Annotated in this window: 16 protein-coding genes; 5 read left to right on the forward strand and 11 right to left on the reverse strand. The window is 70.5% G+C overall.

Annotated features, from left to right (window positions below; all coding sequences use genetic code 11):
* Positions 1 to 2: 2 nt before the first annotated feature.
* Positions 3 to 662 carry a formylglycine-generating enzyme family protein gene (locus ACZ63I_RS17955; protein ID WP_469339665.1) on the reverse strand — a complete coding sequence of 220 codons (660 nt, stop codon included), beginning with the start codon at positions 660 to 662 and terminating at the stop codon, positions 3 to 5.
* 158 nt (positions 663 to 820) lie between these two features.
* Positions 821 to 1,183, reverse strand: a complete 363-nt coding sequence (locus ACZ63I_RS17960; RefSeq protein WP_469339666.1) for a DoxX family protein — start codon at positions 1,181 to 1,183, stop codon at positions 821 to 823.
* 105 nt (positions 1,184 to 1,288) lie between these two features.
* Between ACZ63I_RS17960 and ACZ63I_RS17965 the strand changes: the two genes are divergently transcribed.
* Both ACZ63I_RS17965 and ACZ63I_RS17970 read left to right on the forward strand, forming a co-directional pair.
* Positions 1,289 to 1,666 carry a winged helix-turn-helix transcriptional regulator gene (locus ACZ63I_RS17965; RefSeq protein WP_041993819.1) on the forward strand — a complete coding sequence of 126 codons (378 nt, stop codon included), beginning with the start codon at positions 1,289 to 1,291 and terminating at the stop codon, positions 1,664 to 1,666.
* A 204-nt stretch (positions 1,667 to 1,870) separates the two neighbouring features.
* A complete protein-coding gene (locus tag ACZ63I_RS17970; protein WP_469339667.1) occupies positions 1,871 to 2,344 on the forward strand; it encodes a GtrA domain-containing protein in 474 nt (157 codons plus the stop codon).
* A gap of 22 nt (positions 2,345 to 2,366) precedes the next feature.
* On the opposite strand, the gene ACZ63I_RS17975 is transcribed toward ACZ63I_RS17970, so the two are convergent.
* From ACZ63I_RS17975 to ACZ63I_RS18010, 8 genes are all read right to left on the reverse strand, one after another.
* Complete coding sequence (locus tag ACZ63I_RS17975; protein ID WP_469339669.1) at positions 2,367 to 3,209, reverse strand: class II fructose-bisphosphate aldolase; 843 nt, start codon at positions 3,207 to 3,209, stop codon at positions 2,367 to 2,369.
* Between the two features lie 161 nt (positions 3,210 to 3,370).
* The gene (locus ACZ63I_RS17980; RefSeq protein ID WP_469339670.1) at positions 3,371 to 4,255 is read right to left on the reverse strand and encodes an SIS domain-containing protein; all 885 of its coding nucleotides are present in this window, start codon (positions 4,253 to 4,255) and stop codon (positions 3,371 to 3,373) included.
* Between the two features lie 60 nt (positions 4,256 to 4,315).
* Positions 4,316 to 5,518, reverse strand: a complete 1,203-nt coding sequence (locus ACZ63I_RS17985) for a Gfo/Idh/MocA family protein (protein ID WP_469339672.1) — start codon at positions 5,516 to 5,518, stop codon at positions 4,316 to 4,318.
* A 58-nt stretch (positions 5,519 to 5,576) separates the two neighbouring features.
* Entirely contained in the window at positions 5,577 to 6,887 is a 1,311-nt protein-coding gene (gene melA, locus ACZ63I_RS17990; RefSeq protein WP_469339674.1) for an alpha-galactosidase, read from the reverse strand.
* Positions 6,887 to 7,840 (reverse strand): carbohydrate kinase family protein, encoded by a 954-nt coding sequence (locus ACZ63I_RS17995; protein WP_469339676.1) that lies wholly within the window; start codon positions 7,838 to 7,840, stop codon positions 6,887 to 6,889. Before ACZ63I_RS17995 ends, melA begins: the two co-directional genes overlap by 1 nt.
* 55 nt (positions 7,841 to 7,895) lie before the next feature.
* Positions 7,896 to 8,789, reverse strand: a complete 894-nt coding sequence (locus tag ACZ63I_RS18000; RefSeq protein WP_469339678.1) for a carbohydrate ABC transporter permease — start codon at positions 8,787 to 8,789, stop codon at positions 7,896 to 7,898.
* Positions 8,786 to 9,736, reverse strand: a complete 951-nt coding sequence (locus tag ACZ63I_RS18005) for a carbohydrate ABC transporter permease (protein ID WP_469339680.1) — start codon at positions 9,734 to 9,736, stop codon at positions 8,786 to 8,788. The genes ACZ63I_RS18000 and ACZ63I_RS18005 overlap by 4 nt, the downstream gene beginning before the upstream one ends.
* 11 nt (positions 9,737 to 9,747) lie before the next feature.
* Positions 9,748 to 11,067 carry an ABC transporter substrate-binding protein gene (locus ACZ63I_RS18010; protein ID WP_469339682.1) on the reverse strand — a complete coding sequence of 440 codons (1,320 nt, stop codon included), beginning with the start codon at positions 11,065 to 11,067 and terminating at the stop codon, positions 9,748 to 9,750.
* A gap of 430 nt (positions 11,068 to 11,497) precedes the next feature.
* Here ACZ63I_RS18010 and ACZ63I_RS18015 point away from each other — a divergent pair, with 430 nt between their 5' ends.
* On the forward strand, positions 11,498 to 12,256 hold the full coding sequence (locus ACZ63I_RS18015; RefSeq protein ID WP_469339683.1) for a DeoR/GlpR family DNA-binding transcription regulator: 759 nt from the start codon (positions 11,498 to 11,500) through the stop codon (positions 12,254 to 12,256).
* A gap of 51 nt (positions 12,257 to 12,307) precedes the next feature.
* A complete protein-coding gene (locus ACZ63I_RS18020) occupies positions 12,308 to 12,718 on the forward strand; it encodes a DoxX family protein (protein ID WP_469339685.1) in 411 nt (136 codons plus the stop codon).
* Here the strand turns inward: ACZ63I_RS18020 and ACZ63I_RS18025 are convergent.
* A complete protein-coding gene (locus tag ACZ63I_RS18025) occupies positions 12,696 to 15,062 on the reverse strand; it encodes an alpha-L-fucosidase (RefSeq protein ID WP_469339687.1) in 2,367 nt (788 codons plus the stop codon). The two genes, ACZ63I_RS18020 and ACZ63I_RS18025, sit on opposite strands and share 23 nt — an antisense overlap.
* A 153-nt stretch (positions 15,063 to 15,215) precedes the next feature.
* Between ACZ63I_RS18025 and ACZ63I_RS18030 the strand changes: the two genes are divergently transcribed.
* Entirely contained in the window at positions 15,216 to 15,830 is a 615-nt protein-coding gene (locus ACZ63I_RS18030; protein WP_469339689.1) for a VOC family protein, read from the forward strand.
* The last annotated feature ends 341 nt before the right edge of the window (positions 15,831 to 16,171 follow it).

The following is a 16,171-nucleotide window of genomic DNA, read 5'->3' on the forward strand; positions in this document are numbered from 1 at the left end:
GGTCAGGACCCGGTCGTCCGCACCGTCCGGGCGGGCCGGAAGCCGAGGTCGTCGATGGCGAAGGTGGGATGGCTGCGGCGGCGCACGGTCGCTCCGCAGCCCCGCTCCGACTCGGCCCAGCCGCCGCCTCGGAAGATGCGGTACGAGCCGTAGATCTCCGCGTCGTACAGGTCCCAGCACCACTCCCAGACATTGCCCAGCATGTCGTGCAGCCCCCACGCGTTGGGCGCCTTGCCGCCGACGTCATGTGCCCGGCCGCCGGAATTGCCGTCGTACCAGGCGATGTTGTCGATCTCCCCGTACCGGTAACCGCCGGTGCCCGCCTTGCAGGCGTACTGCCACTCCGCCTCGGTCGGCAGCCGGTAGCCGTCGGACGTCCGGTCCCAGGCCACGTCGTCGCTCCCCGCGGCGCGGGAGTACGCGGGGTTCAGCCCTGACAGCTCGGAGAGCCGGTTGCACATGTCGATCGCGTCGAGCCAACTGACGTTCGTCACGGGCGAGTCGGCGGACGCGGTCGGGTCGGGGTCCGCTCCGGTGACGGCCCGGTGGAGCGCCGTCGTGACCGGGTGGCGGCCGAGCAGGAAGGGCGCGACGTCGGCCCGCCAACAGGTGCCCCGCCGGTCGTCCCTGAGGTCGACCGTGCCGCCGGGCACGGGAATCATCGCGGGGACGGGGGGAGCTTCGGCCGGCGAACGCACGTCGCGCGCCTCTCTGTTCGGGAAGATCGCGGAATCCTTGGACTCGCACGATACGGGCCCGCGAGGTCGGTCGGCATCCGGGAACCGGTGCCGGGTCCGGCCATCGGCAGGGCGCCGGTGGCTCACCAGGTCGTGGCGAGCCAGGCGGCCACCCCGGCGAGTACGACGAGTCCCGCGTTGAGGCCGGTCTCCTTGACCTCGCCCCGGGACAGGTGCAGGCCCGCTGCCAGCACCTGGAGGACGAGCAGGCCGATCGCGGCCGCCATCGCGAGCACCGGCGCCGTCCCGGTCAGCGGCGGCAGCACGAGGCCGGCGACGCCGAGGATCTCGATCACACCGATGCCGCGGACCAGCCACATCGGCACCGTGTCGACCCAGCCCATCATGGGCGCCAGCCGCTCCTTGGACTGCGCGACCTTCTTGGCACCCGCGTACAGGAAGAAGACTCCCAACACCGCGGTGACGATCCAGTAGGCGATTTCCATTGCCGTCCTCCGTCATGGTTACGACTTGTAAGTAGGCACATGGTCGGTGACTATGGACCGGCTTACAAAAGGCACACCGGTGTGCGTGGCGGACAAGGGGCGACCATGTCGAAGTACCGCAACACCTGCCTCATCCGCGGCGACGGCGGCCGGGCGATCCGCGGCATCCTGGACCGCATCGGCGACAAGTGGACGCTGCTGGTGGTGGCCACGCTCGACGGCGAGCGCATGCGCTTCACGGAACTCCAGCAGCGGATCCCCGGGATCTCGCAGCGGATGCTCACGCGTACGGTGCGGCATCTGGAGCGGGACGGCCTCGTGGCCCGTACGGTGTTCCCCGAGGTGCCGCCCCGGGTCGAGTACGAACTCACCGCCACGGGACGGACCTTGATCGAGCCGGCGGTGGCGCTGGCGGAGTGGGCCGTCGACAAGAACCCCCAGATCGAGCGGAGCCAGGCCGCCTACGACGCGCGGCAGCCCTGACGCCCTGGATGCCGATCACCGCGGGCGACGCCGACGTACTCCTGCCTGACGCGTACGCCTCGGGGCGGGGGGCCGCCTCGGGGATCCCTGGGGGTTAACCCCCAGCCAAGTCCGGGGCCCACCCGGTTCGTTCGGGCGACGCGGGGGCCGTAGGTTCTGGGGTGGAATCAAGGCACCGTTCAACACCCCCTCCGGAGGCATCCCGTGACCGCGCCGGCGCACCGCCCGACCCGTACCGCCCACGGGCACGTCGCGGCCTTCGTGCGCTTCGTCGTGTGCGGCGGCGGAGTCGGACTCGCCTCCAGCGCGGCGCTCGTGGTGCTGAGCGGGCGGATGTCGATGGTCGTCGCGAACGCGCTGATCAGTGTGGTCTCCACCGTGCTGGCGACCGAGCTGCACAGCCGGATCTCCTTCCGCAGCGAGCGGCGGGGCTGGAGCGTCCATCTGCAGTCCGGTCTGACGGTCGCCGTGAGCTACGCGTTCACCACGGGCGCTCTGCTCGTCCTGCACGCGATGCAGTCCGCGCCGTCCGCTGTGGTCGAGCAGAGCGTCTATCTGTCGGCTTCGGCGCTGGCGGGGGTCGGCAGGTTCGCCCTGCTGCGGGTCGTGGTCTTCGCCGAGCGGGCGGCCAAGAACGACACCGTGCTCAGCAAGTCGTCCGTGGCCATGACCGCCTGAAGTACCGCTCCCCCGCTACCGGTTACCCCTTTTGGCCACTCACCGTCCGCAGGCAGTCGGCGGCCACCTCGGCGACCGCCGTGCGCGCCTGCGCCAGATAGGGGCGCGGGTCGTGCGCGTCGGGGGACGCGGCGAGCGCGGCGCGTACGGCGCCGGTGAACGCGACGTTGAGCATCGTGCCGAAGTTGATCTTGGTCATACCCGCACGCACCGCCGCCGTCAGCACATCGGCGGGGACGCCGGAAGAGCCGTGCAGGACCAGCGGCACCGGCACCGCCGCGCTGATCCGCGCGACGAGGTCGAGGTCGATCTTGGCCGTACGGTCCGTCATGGCGTGGGTGCTGCCGACGGCGACGGCGAGCGCGTCGACCCCGGTGGCTTCGACGAACTCCCTGGCCTGCTGCGGGTCGGTGCGCACGCCCGGGGTGTGCGCCGAGCCCTTCTTGCCGCCGATCTCCCCCAACTCCGCCTCGATGTAAAGGCCGTTGGCATGGGCCCAGTCGGCCGCCTCACGCGTCGCCCGTACGTTCTCCTCGTCGCTGCGGCGTGACGCGTCGAACATCACGGAGCTGGCGCCGCATTCGGCCGTACGGAACAGCAGGGCCGCGTCCTCGACATGGTCGAGGTGGAGGGAGAGCGACGCGCTGCTCGCCCGCGCTATCGCGGCGGCGGCAGCGGCGAGCGGAGCGACGTCGCCGTGGTGGCGCGCCGCGTTCTCGCTGATCTGGAGGATGGCCGGCAGTCCCGTCGCCTCGGCGGCGATGGCGACCGCCTCCGCGTGCTCGACGGCGATCACGTTGAAGGCGGCGACGCCGGTGTGCGCGGTGTGCGCGGCGGTGACGAGGGCGGAGGTGGTGGTCAGCACGGTGTGATGCTCCTGCGTACGGCAGCGCCGGGATGCGATGCGGTGAGGTCCGGTGCGGCGGTGGTTTCGGGGGATCGTCGCTTCGGCCCCCGGGTGGGGATGGCGGCCGGGCGCCCGGCGCGGTCCTGGGGACCACCGGGCGCCGGCCGCCGGCCGGGGTGTTACGGGCGGGCGTCCAGGACGACGGACCTGGTCAGATTGCGCGGGCGGTCCGGGTCGAGCCCCTTGGCGCGCGCGATGGCCTCGGCGAGGCGCTGCACCCGTACCAGGTCGACCTGCGGGTCCTGCGGGTGGTCGACGAAGGTGGCGCCGGTGGGGGCGACGTCCTTCGCCAACTCGCCGGTGTCCCGGCCGAAGTGCCAGACGAGGCGGTTCGGCGCGGCGATGCTGATCGGGCCGTGCCGGTACTCCATGCTCGGGTACGACTCCGTCCACGCCTGCGCGGCCTCGCGCATCTTCAGCCCCGCTTCCCGCGCGACACCGTGGGCCCAGCCGTCGCCGAGGAAGGTGATCTGCTCGGCGGTCAGCCACTCCTCGGCGAGTTGCTCGTCCAGTACGCTCTGCGCCGCGGCGGCCAGCGGTTCGACGTCCTCGCCGAGCGAGGCGCGCAGGGTGGCGAGGGCGGTCGTCGCGAACACCGTCTGGACGACGGAGCGTTCGTCGGCGAAGCCCAGGTCCACGATGTGGTCGGCGGCGTTCACGACGGGCGTGTCCAGATCCGCGGTGAGGGCAACGGTGGGGCAGATCTCCCGTGCGCGCCGCAGGACGTCGAGGACTTCGGTCGTGGTGCCGGAGCGGGTGATCGCGACGAGGCGGTCGTAGCTGCGGTCCTCGGGATAGGCGGAGGCCGTGAAGTAGTCGGTCTCCCCGTAGCCTCCCGTTTCCCGGAGGACGGCGTACGCCTCAGCCATGAACCATGACGTGCCGCAGCCGATGACCGCGACGCGCTCACCGCGCGCGGGCAGGCCGGCGGCGGACTTGGCCACGTCAGCGGCCTTGCGCCAGGCGTCCGGCTGGCGGGCGATCTCGTCGCTGGTGAGAGACATGTGCGTAACTCCTCGGTGCGGACTCGGTGGTGGGGTGTGCGGGTGTGCGGTCCTGCCGCCTCATTGGCTTCCCTGATGGGCGGCGAAGTACCGGACGAGGTCGGGTGCGGGTGGCGGTACGGGGGTGTGCGCGCCGGATGCGCGCAGCGAGGCGGTGGCGGCGGCGCCCGCGGCGACGGCTTCGCGTGCGGCGACGGGTGATGTCCGGGTCGGGCCGCCCTCGGCGGCGAACCGGAGGAATTCCGCGACGAGTTGGTCGTCGGCGCCGCCGTGTGTCGAGTTGCCGCCGGTAACGGTCTCGGTGTGGTCGGCGTCGGACCGGTAGCCGTGGCGGCGGCTGTTCCACACCTTGACGGTCGGGTTGTCGTCGTCGAGGCCGTCCCCGAAGTTCTCCAGCCGCCCCTCGTCGCCGATGACGGTGTAGTTGCGCCAGTAGTCGGGGGTGAAGTGGCACTGCTGGTAGCTGGCGAGGACGCCGTTGTCGAGGCGGGTGAGCATCATGGAGATGTCCTCCACGTCCACGACGGGGTTGAGCCCGGTCAGCGCCGACGGCGGCCAGATGCCGGGGTCGAACCAGTCCGGCATGCGCGCCGGGTCCTCGTCGGCCGAGCCGGTGTCCGGCGTACGGCGCGGGTTCGTGCCGTACACGGCCAGGTCGCCCATGGCGACGACCTCACGCGAGTAGCCGCCGGCCAGCCAGTGGATCACATCGAGGTCGTGGGCCCCCTTCTGCAGCAACAGCCCGGTGGTCCTGGCGCGTTCGGCATGCCAGTCCTTGAAGTAGAAGTCGCCGCCGTGGCCGACGAAGTGCCGGCACCACACGGAGCGGACCTGGCCGATGAGCCCTTCGTCGATCATCTCCCGCATTCGGCGCAGCACGGGCAGATGGCGGAGGTTGTGGCCGACGTAGAGCCGGGTGCCGGTGTCGAAGGCGCCGCGCAGCAGCCGGTCGCAGTCGTCCAGGGTGATGGCCAGCGGCTTCTCCACGAAGACCGGCACACCGGCGGCGAGGAAGAACAGGCTGGGTTCGACGTGCCGGTCGTCGGGGGTGAGGACGAAGACCGCGTCGAGCCCGTCGTCCACCATGTCGTGGTAGTCGGTGTGCACGGTGACATCGGCGCCGAAGAGGTCGACGGCGTCGGCCCTGCCGCGCGGCGAGGGGTCGGCGCAGGACACCACCCGTGCGACGCCCGGCCGGTTGGCGCCGGCCGCCAGCGGGGCCCGCTGGCCGATCCCGACGACGCCCACGCGCAGTTCACTCATCGTTTCTCGCAGCCTTCCGGTCGGATGAAGGGGACGTGCAAGGGACTTCGGGGGAACTTCAGTGGCCCAGGGTGGCGCGCAGCGACGGCTGGAGCAGTTCTTCGTGCGCGCGCACCATGTCGTCGCACAGGTCCCAGATCTGTTCGACGGTGAGGGTGGCGGCGGTGGCCGGGTCGGTCATGGCGGCGTGCCGGATGTGCCGCGGGTCGTCCTCGACGGCGGCCCGTACGACGAGGTCGTTCATGCTCAGATACGTACGGTTGAGCGCGGCGCACTGCGCGGGGAGGGCTCCGACGCGGGTGGGCTGGACGCCGAGGCTGTCGACGAGGCAGGGCACTTCGACGGTGCCTTCGGCGGGCAGGTTGTCGATCAGGCCGCGGTTGGGGACGTTGCCGTAGACGGTGCGCGGGGTGCCGGTGGTGATGCTGTGGATGACCTGCGGCGCGTACTCCATCGTGGCCTCGACGGGCAGGGGTTCGCCGGCTGCGAGGGCGCGGCGGGTCTCCTCGTACGCCGCGACGTTCTCGTCCACGATGCCGAGGTAGGCGCCGACCGGCAGCCGCAGCCGGTCGATCTCGCTGTCGTGGTGCAGGTACCAGGGCACGTACTCGCTGGAGTGCTCGCTGGTCTCGGTCGGGTAGTACCCGAGCCGCCGGTACATGTCGACGCGTACCCTGCGGCGCAGTTGGTCGTCCTCGGCGATGAGGGCGTCGAGCCGGGGGTAGAGGTCGGTGCCCTGGTGCTCGAAACGCAGCACCCACGCCTGGTGGTTGACGCCTGCCGCGTGGTAACTGATCTCCTCGTAGGGCACCTTGATCAGGTCGGCGAGGTCGCGCATGGTCCAGTACACCGAGTGGCACAGGCCCACGACGCGGGTGAGGCCGGTCGCCGCGGTGAGGTACTGGACGTTCATCGCCATCGGGTTGGTGTAGTTGAGCAGCCAGGCGTCCGGGCAGACGGCGGCGATGTCCTCGCCGAGCGCCTTGAGCACGGGGAAGGTGCGCAGGGCGCGGAAGATGCCGCCGATGCCGATGGTGTCGCCGATGGTCTGGCGCAGCCCGTACCGGGCGGGCACCTCGAAGTCGGTCCTGGTCGACTCGCCCATGCCGACCTGGATGATGTTGATGACGAAGTCGGCGCCTTCGAGCGCTTCCCGCCGGTCGGCGTGGGCGGTGATGCGCGGGGTGGCGCTCCGGTCGGCCGCGATGACGCGCGCCGCGCCGTGCGCGGTCGCCAGCCGCTCGGCGTCGATGTCGTGCAACGCGATGTGCACGTCCTTCAGTTCGGGGAACGCGAAGATGTCCGCGAGGAGCCCCTGGGTGAAGACGACGCTTCCGGCGCCGATGAACACGATTTTCTTGGCGGTCATCACTGGCTCTTTCCGTTGAGGGCGGCGGCTGCGACAGCCTCGTCCCAGGTGGGCTGCGCGGCGGTGCCGCCGTGGGCGCGGGTGGACAGGGAGCCGCAGACGGCGGCGAGTTCGAGGGCCCGGTCCGGCGGCTCGCCCGCGAGGACGGCCGCGATGTACCCGGCGTCGAAGCTGTCGCCGGCGCCGACGGTGTCCCGTGGCAGCGCGGGGACGCCCCGGGTGCTCCGTACGGTGCTGCCGTCGTGCGCGAGGGCGCCGTCGGCGCCGTTCTTGACGACGACGAGCGGCCCCTGGGCGGCGAGTTGGCGGGCCGCTGACTCCGGTGTGCCGTGCGGCTGTCCGGCGAGCGCCAGCGCCTCCTGCGCGTTGGGCAGCAGGAAGTCGAGGAGGGGCAGGACTGCGGCGATCCCGGTGGGGTCCCACTGCCCCGACGGGTCGTCGTTGGTGTCCAGCGACGTGGTGGCGCCGTGGGCGCGGGCGGTGCGCAGGATGCCGGGCAGGGCGGCGGCGAGTTTCGGCAGCAGGAAGTAGGAGGCCGCGTGCACATGCCGGCTGGTGGTGAGCAACTCCTCGGATATGTCGTCGGGTCCGGTGGCGGCGAGGGTCCCGGAGGCCGTGATGATGGCGCGGTCGTCGGCGCGTGCGATCACGGCGGTGAGCGGGGTCGGCAGGTCCGGGTCGGTGCGCAGCGCCGCGGTGTCGACGCCGCGCGCCTCCAGGGCGGCGCGTACGAAGCGTCCCGCGTCGTCGTCGCCGATCCGGCCGGCGATGGCGACGCTCAGTCCGAGCCTCGCCGCTCCGCAGGCCATGATCGCGGCGGAGCCGCCGAGGGTGAGTACGCCGGTGGGGACGAGTTGTTCGCGCTGCCCGAAGGCGAGCGGCTCGTCGAGGGGACCGAGCACGACATCGGGATTGACGTCTCCGATGACGAGAAGGTCGAAGGTGTGCGGCATGGGGCTTCCTGGCGAGGGGGCATGGGGCATGGGCCTGCGCGGTCTCTGCGGCTCCTCAGCCCTTGAGACCGCTGGAGGTGATGGACTGGATGAACGACTTCTGCGCGCCGAGGAAGGCGAGCAGGACGGGAAGTACGGTGATCACGTTGCCCGCCATGACGGCGGCCCACTGGGTGTGGTGCAGCCCCTGGAAGGTGGTCAGGCCCAGTTGGAGGGTGTACTGGGTGTCGTGGTTGATGGCGATCAGCGGCCAGGTCAGATCGTTCCAGGTGGTGAGGAACGTGAGGACGGCGACGGTACTCAGGGCAGGACGGGACAGCGGCAGCACGATACGGAACAGCACCCGCAGCCGTGAACAGCCGTCGATCCAGGCGGCTTCCTCCAACTCCCTGGGCAGCGAGAGGAAGAACTGCCGCAGCAGGAACACCGCGAACGGGGTCACCAGCGAGGGCACGATCAGGGCGCCCAGCGAGTCGATCAGACCGAGCCGCTTCATGACCAGGAAGGTCGGGATCATGGTCAGTTGGAAGGGGACGGCCGTCGTGGCGAGCATCAGGACCAGCAGGGAGCGCGAGCCGGCGAACCGCATCCGGGCGAAGGCGTAGCCGCCGAGCGAGCCGAGGACGAGGTTGGAGACGACCGCTGTCGCCGAGACGATCAGCGAGTTGGCGAACCAGCGGGGGAACATGGCGTTGCCGAGCACGTAGCGGTAGCCGCCGAGGTGGATACCGGAAGGCCACAGCGCGGGCGGGAACTTGTTGATCTCGGCGTTGGTCATCACGGAGCTGAGCAGCAGCCAGAACAGCGGCAGCGCGAAGATGACGGCGAGCGGCGCGAGCAGCAGATGCCAGGGGCTGAAGGGGAGCAGCCGCCGGCGCGGGCGGTCCTCGGCCGGCGGTGGTGCGGTGTGCGGCCGCACCGTCTCGGCGGGGGTGGTGGTCGCGGTCATCGGGCTGCTCCCTCAATGGTGTCGGACCTGCGGCGCCGGGCCAGCCGCATGACGCCCCCGACCAACAGCAGCGCCAGCGCGAGGACATACGCGGCGGACGCCCCGTAACCGGCGGTGAAGTTCTTGAACGCCTGCTCCCAGATGAAGTAGACGATGACGGTGGTCGAGCCGAGCGGTCCGCCCTTGGTGGTGACATACACCAGGTCGAACACCTGGAGCGCCATGAGGGTCTGCCACATCACCAGGAACACACTGACGGGGGTGAGCGTCGGCAGGACGACATGGCGCAGCAGGTGCCATCTCCCGGCGCCGTCCAGTTTGGCTGCCTCGATGAGGGTCGGCGGTACGTCCTGGAGCGCGGCGAGGTAGATCACCACGCAGAATCCGGTGCCGCTCCACAGCGAGATCAGCACCAGGACGGGCAGGGCCTGTCCCGGGTCGGTGAGGAAGCCCTGCGACGGCAACCCCACCGCGTGCAGGACCGAGTTGGCCGCGCCGAACTGCGGGTCCAGGATGAAGGAGAACAGCACGCCCTGCGCCGTCTCCGAGATGATGAAGGGGACGAAGATCAGGGTGCGGTACAGACCCACCAGCCGGATGCGCCGGTTCAGCGCGAGCGCGAGCAGCAGACCGAAGACGATGCTCAGCGGCACGTAGAGCACGGTGTACAGCAGGGTGTTCTCGACGGCCTGGCTGAAGTGCGGATCCTCGGTCAGCGCACGGTAGTTGTCGAGTCCGACCCAGCGGCTCGGCGTCACCAGGTCGTCGGCCTGGAACGACAGCAGCAGCGACCAGATGACCGGCACCACACTCAGGCCGAGGATCACGATGATCGCGGGCAGGACGAAACCGTACGCGGTGGCGGACTCGCGGCGGCGCCTGCTGCGCCGGGCGCGCAGTTGCCGTTCCTGGTCCGGCAGGGTGAACGGGGCGGGCAGGGATGTCATGGGAAGGCTCCTCAGCGGGGTATGACGAGAGCGGCCCTGGCATCGCCGGCGCAGCGGCGCATCGCCTGGGCCGGGGTGCTCTTGCCGAGCAGCACGGACACGACGGCCTGGCCCAGCGCGATCGACACCTGCGGGTAGGCGGGGTGTACGGGGCGGACGCGCGCCGTTTCGAGCGCCTTGGTGAACACGTCGAGCCCTTCGGTGTCCGCCGCCTGCGCCTGCCAGGCCGGCATGGCCTCACTGCGCCTGCTGAGCGGCAGGCTGCCGGCCTGGACGTCCCACTGGACGTCCTGCTCCGGCTGGGCCAGCCAGGACACGAAGGTGCGCGCCGCTTCGGCCCGCGCTTCTCCGTTGTCGAAGACCGTCCAGGTGTCGGGGCCCGAGATGGTGATGGGCTTGCCGCTGTAGCTGGGCAGCGGTACGACCGCGTAGTCGACCTTCGCCTCGCGGATGTCGGGAAGCTGCCACGGGCCCGTGACGACCATGCCCATCCGGCCGGAGGCGAAGACCTGGTACATCTGCTCGGTGCCGGGCTTCGGGTCGATGTAGACGCTGCGGGACTTCGCCAGCGCCTCGACCGTACCGAGGGCGCGTACCCCCGCCTCCTCGAAGCCGATGCTGCGGCCGTCGTCGGCGATGACATCGCCGCCGAGGTCCCACACCATCGGCCAGATCCGCCACACGGTGTCCTCGTCCCCGACACCCGGCCAGCCCGTGCCGAACGTGCCCCGGGAGGAGTTGGTCAGCCGGTGCGCCGTCTCCTCGAAGTCCTGCCACGTCCAGCCCGCTTCGGGCAGCGGGACGCCGGCCTCGCGGAAGAGCTTCTTGTTGCAGACCACGGCGAGGGTGTCGAGGAGCGCGGGCGAGGCGCGGACCCGTCCGTTGATGGTGACGGCTTCCCTGGCCGACGCCCAGTAGTTGTTCCAGGGCGTACGGCCCGAGTGCACCATGTCCGTCAGGTCGACCACTTGGGGACTCCGCGCCACCCCGGCGAGGTCGGAGCCGAAGATGTAGGCGATGTCGGGATAGGCACCGGACGCCAGCGCGGCGCTGACCTTCTGCAGCATCGCGTCCGACAGCACTCCCCCGCCCAGGTCGACGCGGATGTGCGGATGGGAGCGGGTGAACCGCTGCGTCAGGGCCTTGATGGCCTTGAGCCCGGTGTCGCTCTGGCCGTGCCACATCTCGATCGTGACGCGCCCGTCGGCGCCGACACCGTCGTCGGAACCGCCGCCGCAGGCGGACAGGGCGGTCGCTGCCGCCGCGCCCGCGCCGGCGCGCAGCACCGTCCGGCGCGAGTGACGGGTGAGGGCGTGCTGGCCAAGAGCCACTGGACCTCCAGGGAAGCGTCGAAAGGCGTGCGTGGGTGCGGGAGTCGGCGGGCGGTGGGCATCAGTGGGTACCGCACAGCCGCCGCGGGGCGCGCGCCGTGTCGAGTCGATCGCCGGAGGAGGCGGACCTTCATCATCGGACTCCGACTGAACGAGGGCACGTCCCCGCCTCGGGTGTCCACACCCTGGCGACTTTGTCCGGGCTCACGGCGTCACACCGTCTACCGGCTGGGCGTACCTCTGACGCCGAACGCTGTTGCGACGTCGGCAGCAGTAAATCGAGCAGTATTCGTCATGTCAAGAGATCGAATCTGCGCAAAACTGCGCACGGGCTTGCGCGGTACGGCGGTGGTGAGCCCGCGGTGGACGGCCAACAGCAGACCAGCGCACCGGAAAGCGCTCACCGGTCGGATCTGGTTATGCTGCGGGCATGCTGAGAACTGAGCGCCATGCGCGCATCCTTGAGCATGTCTCCGCGGAAGGCAGCGTGAGCGTCGAGGATCTGTCCCGGGTGCTGCGCGTATCGGGAGCCACGGTGCGCCGCGATCTCCAGCATCTGGACGGTCTGAATCTGCTGCGCAGGACCCATGGCGGCGCCGCCGTCGGGAACATCGGCCTCGAAGCGCCGCTGCAGTACCGCAGCGAGCGCCGCAGACCGGAGAAGCTGGCGATCGCCCAGGCCGCGGCGGCGCTGGTCCCCGCCGGTGCGGTCGTCGGGATGACCGGCGGTTCGACGGCGACGGAGATCGCCCGGATCCTCGCCGGGCGCGGCCCTGTCACCATCGTGACCAACGCGGTCAACATCGCCGCCGAGTTGATCCTGCACAAGGACGTCACGCTCGTCGTCGTCGGGGGCCTCGCGCGCAGCGAGAGTTACGAACTCGTCGGCCCGATCGCGGAGCGGACGCTCACCGAGTACCACACCGATGTGACGTTCCTGGGGGTGGACGGGATCGGCGCGGCGCACGGCTGCACGACGCACGACCAGCTCGAAGCCGCGACCGACCGGGCCTTCACCGCCAGCAGCAGCCTCACCGTCGTGGTGGCGGACAGCTCGAAGATCGGGAAGGTGACGCTGGCGAGGATCTGCCCGCTGTCGGCCGTGGGGCATCTGGTCACCGACGGGGACGCGGCGAAGGAGGAGCTGGCGAAGATCGCGGCGGCGGGTGTTCCTGTGACGACCGTCTGAACCGGCGGGTAACCTACGGGCGTCAGCGCCGCCTACATCTCTGGAGCTTCCGTGGCCGCACCCTCGCTCTCCCCCCGGCTGCTGGCCGGGCTGCTCGCCGGAGCCGGCGTGCTGCACCTGGCCCGGCCCGCCCTGTTCGAGGCAATGGTGCCCCGCTCACTGCCCGGCACCGGGCGCACCTGGACCTGTGCGAGCGGCGCCGTGGAACTGGCCCTCGCGACGAGCGTCGCCCTGCCGCGTACCCGCCGGTTCGGTGGACTGCTCGCCGCCGGGTTCTTCGCCGCCGTCTTCCCGGCGAACGTGAAGATGGCGTACGACTGGCGGCACAAGCCGGCGCCGCTCAAGGCCGCGGCGTACGCCCGACTGCCGCTCCAGGCCCCGCTGATCGGCTGGGCCCTGCGGGTGAGCGGCAGTCGGGACGGCGTCAGGACCTTCCGGGTCAGGAGCGCCAGTCGACCTTGAAGACCCAGACGTGCTCACCCGCGTCGCGCGCCGCCTTCGGTACGTCCACGACCAGTGAGCCGCCCGCCGTACGCCAGGTCAGCGGACGGTGGTACCCGAGCAGGGTGACGCGGTCGCCGGGCCTGATCGGCACCGGAGCCTCGACCGTCAGCGTGGCGCCCGGCCGTACCAGCGAGTGGATGTAGAACGCGTCGTTCGGCTTGACGGTGAAGCGCAGGTCGTCGCCGAGCTGCGGCATCCTCGCCCAGTACGTACTGCCGTAGATCGCCTCGCCGTTGACCTTGAGCCATGCCCCGGTCTCGCGGAGCCGGCGCTCCATGATCCCGGGGATCGTGCCGTCGGCGCGCGGGCCGATGTCGAGCAGGAAGTTGCCGTTCTTCGACACGATGTCGACGAGGGAGTGGACGACCTCCTCCGTCGTCATGTACTTGTCGTCTGGGGTCTCGGCGTTGTAGCCGTACGAGCGCGGGTCGAGGCCCCTGCTCGCCTCCCACTTCGCCGTGACGACGGTGTCGTACGTGGTGTATTCGGGCGTGGTGAAGTCGTGCGGACCGATGCCGGAGCGGTCGTTGACGGTCACCTCGACGGGCCTGGCCCGGTTCTTGGCGTGGTTGAAGTACTCCGCCAGCACATGGCGGCTGTCGTTGTCGCCGCCGATGTCGCACCAGATGACCTCGGGGCCGTAGTTCTCGATCAACTCCAGCATCTGCGGGGCCTGGAGGCCCTGGACGTAGTCCTTGCCGGCCGTATAACCGGTGTAGGGCAGCGGTTCGAGGGTGTACGGGTTGCGCGGCGCGTGCCCCTGCCAGGGGTTGTCCGGGTTGAACCACTCCGGCATCGAGAAGTACAACCCCCGGTGCAGCTCGGGCGCGTAGCGGCGCGACGCGTCGAAGAGTTCCCTGACGATGTCTCTCTTCGGGCCCATCTTCACCGAGTTGCGGTCGGAGAGCTTGGTGTCCCAGAGCGCGAAACCCTCATGGTGCTTGGACGTCAGGACGTGGTACTGGGCCCCCGCCTCGCGGAAGAGTTCCACCCAGGAGCGCGGGTCGAACTTCTCCGCGCGGAACCGCGGGATGAAGTCGTCGTACGCGAACGCCTCGCCGTAGGTGTCGCGGTGGTGTGCGTACGTGGGGTTGGCGGGGTCCTGCATCTGCGCCCAGTACCACTCCGCGTACTGCACGCCGACGGGCGCCCAGGCGGGAACGGAGTAGACGCCCCAGTGGATGAAGATGCCGAACTTGGCGTCCTGGAACCAGTACGGCGCCTGGTGCGAGTTGAGGGAGTCGTCGGTGGGCCGGTAGTCGGCCACACCGAGGGTGAGATCGCGCGCGGTGCGGGCCGCGCTCCGGCCGTGGCTGGTGGCGAGGACATGGCCGCCGCGTACGGTGCCGGGGGCGGTGCCAGGTGCGGACCTGATGCCGATCCTGACCCGGGCCTGGTCGCCCGGCGCGAGCCTGGTGACCTTCGCGGGGGCGACGGTGCGGGCGCCGGGGACGTCCACCGAAAGGGTGAGCGCGTCCGAGGCGATTATCCCGACGCTGCCCGCGTTGACGATCGTCGCCTCGACGCTCTGGGCGCCGTCGCCGAGCAGGGACGCCGTCGAGTGGGCGTCGCGCAGGGACACCGCCCGGCCCTCGGCGGCCGGTTGCAGGGAGAGCGCGAAGATGTGCAGCGACGCGCTGTTCTCGGTCGCCGCGTGGGTGACCGGCAGGGTGACGGCCACCGCCTCCCTGGCCGGGTCCAGGGCGAGTTCGGAGACACCGATGACGACCTGGTGCTGGTCCTTGGCACCGGTCGGGTCGTAGCGGTACGGGGAGGTCAGCGCACCGCTGCCGGCGTACCAGTCGGCGCCGCCGAGCCCGGCGCCGCCGGTGGTGCCGTCGGCGTAGTGGACGGTGGCCTGGCCCGAGGTGGCGCCGTAGCTGCACGAGGTGAGGAAGAGGGCGGACAGATAGCGGCCCGGGGGCAGGTCGAGCCGCTGCCCCATCGCGACGATGTTGTTCTTGACGCCGGCGCCCGAGCCGGGGAATACGTACGTGACGCCGTCGATCTCCTGCTCCCCCGGCGGCAGTTCCTCGCCGGGGAAGGTGTATCCGGAGCCGTCGAAGTTCCCGCCGGGCGCGCTCGCCGTGTCGATGCCGTCGTTGTCGTACCAGCGCTCCAGCGGCACCGGAACTGCGGCGGGCACCGTGCCCCAGTGGCTGTCGTCCACCGGGTGTCTCCCCTCGGCCGGCGGCCTCGCGGCGAGCGGGCTTGCCTCGGCTGTGGCCGGAACGATCATCGCGGCGCCGAGTGCCGCTCCCGCAGTCATTCCGATGACATGTCGCCTGGGAAGTTCGGTCATGACATCCGATGATTGGAGCGTGACGAGAACCTGTCAATGCTTTACGCACGAGGGAAGCGAACCGCTCCCCCGGACCCATCCGATGAATGACCGGGAACCGGACCGGGCAGGATTCGAGAAGCGCGGGCCGGGGAGCCGCCCTAGATTCATGCCATGACCTCCATCGATTCCGTCATTCTCGACGCGGCCGACCCTGCCGCCGCCGACCACTTCTACAAGACCGCCTTCGGCCTGGACAGCCAGGTGCGCCTACGGGCGGCCGAGCCGCCGACGACCGGCTTCCGCGGCTTCACGCTGTCCCTCACCGTCGCCCAGCCGGCGGATGCCGACGCCCTCATCGACGCGGCCCTCGGCGCCGGCGCCACGGCCGTCAAACCGGCCGCGAAGTCGTTCTGGGGGTACGGCGGCGTCGTACAGGCCCCCGACGGGGCGCTCTGGAAGATCGCGACGGCGACGAAGAAGGACAAGGGCCCGGCGAGCCGCGAGATCGAGCGGTTCGTGCTCCTGCTGGGCTGCGCGGACGTGACCGCGACGAAGCAGTTCTACGTCGACCAGGGGCTCACGGTGGGCAAGAGCTTCGGCAAGAAGTACGTCGAGTTCGCGCTGCCGTCGAGCCCCGTCCTGCTCGCCCTCTACGGCCGCAAGGCCCTGGCCAAGGACGCGGGCGTCCCCGCCGAAGGGACCGGATCGCACCGGCTGGCCATCGCCGCCGACGTCGGCCCGTTCACCGATCCGGACGGCTTCGCGTGGGAGCCGGTGCCTCACTGAGACCGTGGCAGAACCAACCGGCCGGCATCCCCGCGATGCCGGCCTTTTTGCGTCCTGCTGAGGCCTGTCACCCACCTGGCGACCCGTCAGCCAGGCACGATGCAACATGCTTTTAATATTAAATCCAAGTTCGAACCGTTGCCTTGACTCGACATCGGCTGGCACATTGCGTTCGCGGACAACGTTTTCCGCCCGCTTTTCTCGCACGGTTCTCAGGCCCGTGGCGCAGCGTCGCGCCGCGTGCGGCATTGCACGACACCCCGCAGACCAGCGGAGCCGGCCCTCCCCGGCCCCGCGACGGACAACGGCCCGGCACACGCCGGACCGTGAAAGGCGATGTC

It is taken from the genome of Streptomyces sp. NPDC087906, assembly GCF_055584925.1.

Bases quoted from the DNA above. Each gene is read 5' to 3' on its own strand.
- ACZ63I_RS17955 (WP_469339665.1), bottom strand. From the start codon at position 662: ATGATTCCCGTGCCCGGCGGCACGGTCGACCTCAGGGACGACCGGCGG.
- ACZ63I_RS18025 (WP_469339687.1), bottom strand. From the start codon at position 15,062: ATGACCGAACTTCCCAGGCGACATGTCATCGGAATGACTGCGGGAGCG.
- ACZ63I_RS18005 (WP_469339680.1), bottom strand. From the start codon at position 9,736: ATGACATCCCTGCCCGCCCCGTTCACCCTGCCGGACCAGGAACGGCAA.
- ACZ63I_RS18030 (WP_469339689.1), top strand. From the start codon at position 15,216: ATGACCTCCATCGATTCCGTCATTCTCGACGCGGCCGACCCTGCCGCC.
- ACZ63I_RS18015 (WP_469339683.1), top strand. From the start codon at position 11,498: ATGCTGAGAACTGAGCGCCATGCGCGCATCCTTGAGCATGTCTCCGCG.
- ACZ63I_RS17960 (WP_469339666.1), bottom strand. From the start codon at position 1,183: ATGGAAATCGCCTACTGGATCGTCACCGCGGTGTTGGGAGTCTTCTTC.
- ACZ63I_RS17985 (WP_469339672.1), bottom strand. From the start codon at position 5,518: ATGAGTGAACTGCGCGTGGGCGTCGTCGGGATCGGCCAGCGGGCCCCG.
- ACZ63I_RS17995 (WP_469339676.1), bottom strand. From the start codon at position 7,840: ATGCCGCACACCTTCGACCTTCTCGTCATCGGAGACGTCAATCCCGAT.
- ACZ63I_RS18000 (WP_469339678.1), bottom strand. From the start codon at position 8,789: ATGACCGCGACCACCACCCCCGCCGAGACGGTGCGGCCGCACACCGCA.
- ACZ63I_RS17965 (WP_041993819.1), top strand. From the start codon at position 1,289: ATGTCGAAGTACCGCAACACCTGCCTCATCCGCGGCGACGGCGGCCGG.
- ACZ63I_RS17980 (WP_469339670.1), bottom strand. From the start codon at position 4,255: ATGTCTCTCACCAGCGACGAGATCGCCCGCCAGCCGGACGCCTGGCGC.
- melA (WP_469339674.1), bottom strand. From the start codon at position 6,887: ATGACCGCCAAGAAAATCGTGTTCATCGGCGCCGGAAGCGTCGTCTTC.